Genomic DNA, 6,209 nt, shown 5'->3' on the forward strand with positions numbered 1-6,209 from the left:
CCAGGGCGCGTCGTGAGATGATCGCGGCCGAGGGTGAACGGCTGGCGAGCCGTAATCAAACGAACAACGTCCCGTCCCCGCCACGACCGAGGAGATCTCATGAAGTTGGAGGAGATCGTCGCCGGAGCGACTCTCGAAGGCGTGGTCCCGACAGGACCCGTACAGGTGCTTGCTGTGCAGTCACACGGATCGGACACGCGGGAACTCACCTACAAAGACAGCGCAGGCCGGTTGGCCCAGCGCCTGGTCTTCCGCAGTGAAGAGTCCGCCTTTCGTCCCGCCAAGTCCTCTATCGCCCAGTTCGACGCCGATCCCGAGAAGTTCAAGATCGCGGCCGAGGCACAGCGGATCCGGCTCGCAGGACTGAGCGACCCGATGCTGGCGCTCGCGACCAGTGACGTCCAGCCGTTGCCGCACCAGATCCGAGCCGTGTACGGCGAGCTGCTTCCGCGGACCCCTCTTCGCTTTCTCCTCGCCGACGACCCGGGCGCGGGCAAGACGATCATGGCCGGGCTCTACATCAAGGAGCTGCTGCTGAGGGACGACGTCAAACGGTGCCTGGTCATTGCCCCCGGAGGCCTGGTGGAGCAGTGGCAGGACGAGCTCTTCCTCAAGTTCGGACTCGACTTCGACATCCTGACCCGGCAGATGACCGAGGCGTCTCTCCACACATCCGTCTTCGACAAGCACCCCCTGCTCATCGCCCGAATGGACCAGCTCTCCCGCAATGAGGACCTGCAGGACCAGCTCGCCGAGAGCGAGTGGGACCTGATCATCGTCGACGAGGCCCACCGCATGGCGGCCAACTGGTGGGGCAGCGAGCTGAAGAAGACCAAGCGGTTCCTCCTCGGGGAGCTGATCGGTCAGCGCACTCGTCACCTGCTGCTCATGACTGCGACTCCTCACGCCGGATCAGAGGAGAACTTCCAGGCCTTCCTGACACTCCTCGACAGGGACGAGTTCGCCGGCAAGTACCGCAAGCAGCTCGGCCAGACCGACACCAGCCGCTACATGCGCCGCATGATCAAGGAGGACCTCCTCACCTTCGAGGGGACACCACTGTTCCCCGAGCGGGTCGCCGAGACGGTGCCCTACCAACTCACGGACGCAGAGCAGGAGCTCTACGAGCGCGTCACTGAGTACGTCCGCGAGGGGATGAACCGAGCAGCGAAATTGGAGGGCAAGCGGCGCAACACGGTTGGCTTCGCCTTGACCGTGCTACAGCGCCGGCTGGCGTCCAGTCCAGCCGCGATCCACGAGTCCCTGAAGCGGCGGGTTGCACGGCTGGAGCGCAAGAAGCACGACCTCGAGAACGGCGTCGGCGTGCGCGAGGCACAACTGCCCACGAACATCGACTGGGACGACGACTACGAAGACGACATCTCGGCCCACGACCTCGAGGAGATGGAAGACGAGCTCGTCGATGCAGCCACCGCGGCCCGCACGGTCGAAGAGCTGACGATCGAGATCGCTGAGCTCGAGGAGCTCGTGGGCATCGCCGCAGACGTGCGCGCATCCCAGAAGGACGTGAAGTGGTCCGAGCTGCGGTCCATCCTCGAGGACAACGAGATCCTTGCGACCCCTGACGCCTCGAAGCCTCGTCGTTTGATCGTGTTCACCGAGCACCGTGACACCTTGGAGTACCTGCGAACGCGGATCACCTCGGTCATCGGATCGGCGACGGCGGTCGAGGCCATTCACGGTGGCGTGCCCCGGCCGGAGCGTCGTCGCATCACCGAGGAATTCACGAAGAACCCCGAGTGCCGGGTCCTCCTGGCGACCGACGCGGCAGGGGAGGGCCTGAACTTGCAGTCCGCCCACCTCATGGTCAACTACGACCTGCCGTGGAACCCCAACCGCATCGAGCAGCGCTTCGGCCGCATCCACCGCATCGGCCAGACGGAAGTGTGCCGCTTGTGGAACCTCGTCGCCCAGAACACCCGTGAAGGCCAGGTCTTCGATCGCTTGCTGGAGAAGATCGAGGAGCAACGCAAAGCCTACGGGGGCAAGGTCTTCGACGTGCTGGGGCAGGCCTTCGAGAAGACCTCCCTGCGCACACTCCTGCTCGAGGCCATCCAGTACGGCGAGCTCCCCGAGACCAGGGAGCGGATGCACGAGGTCATCGACGCGAGCGTCGCCGATGGACTCACGGAGCTGCTCCAGGAGCGGGCTCTCGCCAGTGACGTGCTGGCGGACAACGAGGTGGAGCGGATGCGCCGAGTCATGGATGAGGCCAGGGCACGGCGGCTCCAGCCGCACTACATCGAGATGGCCTTCCGCGGAGCCTTCACCGCCATGGGCGGCCGCATGTCGCGAAGGGAGACGGGGCGTTTCGAAATCACCCATGTCCCGGCGGCACTGCGAGGGCGGCGCGAGCCGGTGTCGACGAGATATGGCCGGGTGTGCTTCGACATCGACAAGATCGACGACGCTCACTCGGGTCGGGCAGACCTCTTGGCGCCCGGTCACCCTCTCCATGATGCAGTCATGCACGCCGCCGATGAGCTGTGGGGCGACACTCTGCGCCGAGGCACGGTCCTGATCTCTGCAGATCTCGAGGAGCCGCACCTGTTGCTCGGGGTCCTCCAGGAGGTGATTGACGGCACCCAGGAGAAGATTGCCCGACAGTTCCACTACGCGTACGCGGACGCGAGTGGACACGTGACGCTGGCGGGGCCGGCGCCGTATCTCGACTTGGTCCCGGTCCCCACTGGTGAGACAGCCGACCGGGCTCGGTCGCTTCCGTGGATCGGGCGGGCCGCAGACAGCGCGGCCAGTCACTTGAGCGCTCACGTCCTGCCCGAGTACACCCGTGAGGTGACGGACCAGCAGACGACGGTGATCGCTCGTACTCGTGCGGCTGTCGAGTCGCGCTTGCAGGCCGAGATCCACCGGTTGGACAGTGAGGCGCTCGGCACGAGCCAGAAGGAGCAGGCGGGGCACAAGGTCAAGGAGTCTTCTGCGTCGCTGACGCGCAAGGCCCGCGACATGGAAACGCGTTTGCAGCGACGTCTTGGCCAGTTGGATGCCCAAGCGCACGTACAGGCCTCACCGCCGCGGGTAACGGTCCAAGCACTGGTCGTCCCGTTGTCCTGGGTGGAGGGTGAGCTGTCCGCTGATGCTCCGGTCCACGCCAAGGAGACCAAGGCTGTCGAGCGAAGGGCGGTCGAGGCCGTCCTCGCCGCTGAGCGACAATTGGGGCGTGACCCCATCGAGCAGGCCTTCAACAACAAGGGCTTCGACATCCTCTCGATCGAGCCCGACGGCCACGCCGTGACGATCGAGGTCAAGGGACGTATTGCCGGTGCTGAGGACTTCTTCATCACCCACAACGAGGTCCTAACGGGGAAGAACGCCCAACCCCGGTATCGGTTGGCGCTCGTGCGGGTCAGCCCGGGTGGTCCGACTCACGACGAGATCCGCTACGTGGCAAACCCCTTCGTCGGGACCGAGCTGGGGTCGTTCGCCGCGACGGGGATGCGCGGTCATTGGGAGAAGACGTGGAGCCAAGGATGCGAGCCGTTCTGATGATCACCCCGACCGCGCCCACGATTGTCGGTACCCGCGAGTAGGGTGCGATCAACGCCAGTGCCAGCGTACGAATGCCCATGCCATGGGTTGAGGATGGAGACTCAGTGACCGAACGCCGCAAGCTCATCGAGGTGGCCCTGCCCCTAGAGACCATCAACAGGGAGTCCGCTCGGGAGAAGTCGATCCGGCACGGGCACCCGAGCACCCTGCACCTGTGGTGGGCACGCCGACCCCTCGCAGCGGCGAGGGCGGTCCTCTTCGCACAACTCGTCGACGACCCGAGCTCCCACCCGGAGAAGTTCCCCACCGAAGAGGACCAGCGCGTCGAGCGCGAGCGCCTGCACGGGATCATCGAGCGCCTCGTGGTCTGGGAGAACACTCAGGACAAGGCCTTGCTCGCCGAAGCCCACGCAGAGATCCTCGCGAGCACAGACGGGAACCCACCACCGATCCTTGACCCCTTCGCCGGCGGCGGGACGATCCCGCTCGAGGCGCAGCGACTGGGCCTGGAAGCCAATGCCAGTGATCTCAACCCGGTGGCGGTTCTCATCAACAAGGCCCTCATCGAGATCCCACCGAAGTTCCGCGATCAGCCGGCGGTCCACCCGTCGCTGCAGGATGAGCTTGTTGGGTACACAGGTGCGCAGGGCCTGGCCGCCGACGTACGTGCCTACGGCGACTGGATGCGCGATGAGGCGGAGAAGCGCATCGGCCACTTGTACCCGAAGGCCGATCTGCCCGACGGTACTCAGGCGAACGTTATCGCCTGGATCTGGGCGCGCACCGTCACGTGTCCGAACCCGGCCTGCGGGATCGAGATGCCACTCGTCCGGTCTTGGTGGCTCGGTAAAAAGAAGGGTAAGGAGGCCTACGTCGTCCCGACGGTCGTGAGTGACTCGAACCATCCGAGTGGTCAGTGCGTTACCTTCGATATAGGTCATGACATAGATGGAGCCCCGACTGCTGGCGCCGACGGAACGGTTGGTCGCCGTGGTGCGGTGTGTATTGCATGCGGCACAGGGGTTGCGCTCTCCTTTATCCGTACAGAGGGACGTGCCAAGCGAATTGGCCAAGTGATGATGGCGGTCGTTGCGGAGGGGGCACGACGAAGGGTTTATCAGGCACCGAACGTAATCCATGTTGCGGCCGCTGAACGGGTCCCCAAGGTCGAGGGTCCGCTGGGAAGCCTGGGGCATTACCCGAGGGACCTGAAAGCACCGACGTATGGGTACACGCAGTTCGCAGAGCTCTTCACCGCTCGGCAGTTGGCGGCACTGACAACCTTCAGCGACCTCGTCGGAGAAGCTCGGGAACGAGTACTTGCAAATGCACTCGCCTCAGGCACGGACGTAGGAGAACCGCTCGAAGGGGGCGGCTCGGGCGCCGCCGCCTACGCTGACGCGGTGGCGACGTATCTCGGCATGGGCGTCAGTCGAATGACGGATATCTCGAACGCGCTATGCCATTGGGAAAACACAAAGGAACAAGTACGCCACCTGTTCGGCCGGCAAGCGATCCCTATGCTGTGGGACTTTGCGGAGACCCGCCCATTTGGCAGGGCAGCCGGTGCATACACCGTGAGCTTGGGTAACCTGATCAAGGCGATCAAGGATGTTGGCGGCCCTGTCGCTAACGCAAAGCAGGCTGACGCAAGTGCCCCAAGGCGTGGCCGAATGCTCCTCAGTACCGACCCTCCGTATTACGACAACATCGGGTACTCGGACCTGTCGGACTTCTTCTATGTATGGCTCCGACGGTCTTTGCGGACTGTCCATCCGGAGCTGCTGAGCACGATGCTCGTCCCGAAGGCAGAAGAGCTCGTCGCCAATCCGTATCGTCACGAGGGTAAGGATGGCGCCAAAACGTTCTTCGAAGACGGATTCCGGGCAGTTTTCGCCAGAGCGCGCGAGACTGCGCTGCCTGACTTCCCGATAACCGTCTACTACGCCTTCAAGCAGTCCGAAACCACGGGGGGCGGTACTGCGTCCTCGGGCTGGGAGACTCTCCTTGAGGGAATGATCCGCAGTGGATGGGCGATCACGTCGACGTGGCCGATGCGCAGCGAGCTGAGCAACCGAATGATCGCGAGCGGAACGAACGCTCTTGCCTCGAGCATCGTCCTCTCTCTTCGACCGCGCCCGGATAGTGCGCCCACAACAGACCGCCGGGGCTTCATCGCCACGTTGCAGTCGGAGTTGCCGGACGCGCTCCGCAACCTGCAGCAAGGCACCATCGCGCCCGTCGATCTGCCGCAGGCGGCGATCGGACCAGGAATGGCGGTGTTCTCCCGCTTCGCGGGGGTCATCGAGCCGGATGGCTCGAAGATGACGGTCCGGTCCGCACTTGCGCGCGTCAACGAGATCCTCGACGAGGTACTCAGCGAGCAGGAGGGCGACTTTGATGCGACGACACGTTTCGCCATCGCGTGGTACCGCGGCAACGGCTACACCACGGGTGCTTTCGGAGACGCAGACAACTTGGCCCGGGCGCGCAACACCGCCGTAGCGACTCTTGCTCGTGATGAAGTCCTGACGTCACTGGCCGGCAAGGTGGCACTCATCAAGCCGCGTGACCTCCCGGCCACGTACAGCGTTGTCGACGACGAGCACACCAGCACATGGGAAGCACTCCACCACACGATCCGGCACTTGGAGGCCGACGGGATCCCTGCAGCGGGG

Annotated in this window: 2 protein-coding genes; both read left to right on the forward strand. The window is 64.4% G+C overall.

Annotated features, from left to right (window positions below; all coding sequences use genetic code 11):
- Positions 1 to 99 precede the first annotated feature (99 nt).
- A complete protein-coding gene (locus ACT3SQ_RS16260) occupies positions 100 to 3,528 on the forward strand; it encodes a helicase-related protein (RefSeq protein ID WP_444601402.1) in 3,429 nt (1,142 codons plus the stop codon).
- Positions 3,529 to 3,635: 107 nt separating this feature from the next.
- Positions 3,636 to 6,209 (forward strand): DUF1156 domain-containing protein (locus ACT3SQ_RS16265; protein WP_444601403.1); only part of this gene is annotated, 2,574 nt, incomplete at its 3' end.

The organism is Brachybacterium sp. AOP42-C2-15 (assembly GCF_052377065.1).
In the GTDB taxonomy this organism is placed as follows: Bacteria; Actinomycetota; Actinomycetes; order Actinomycetales; family Dermabacteraceae; genus Brachybacterium.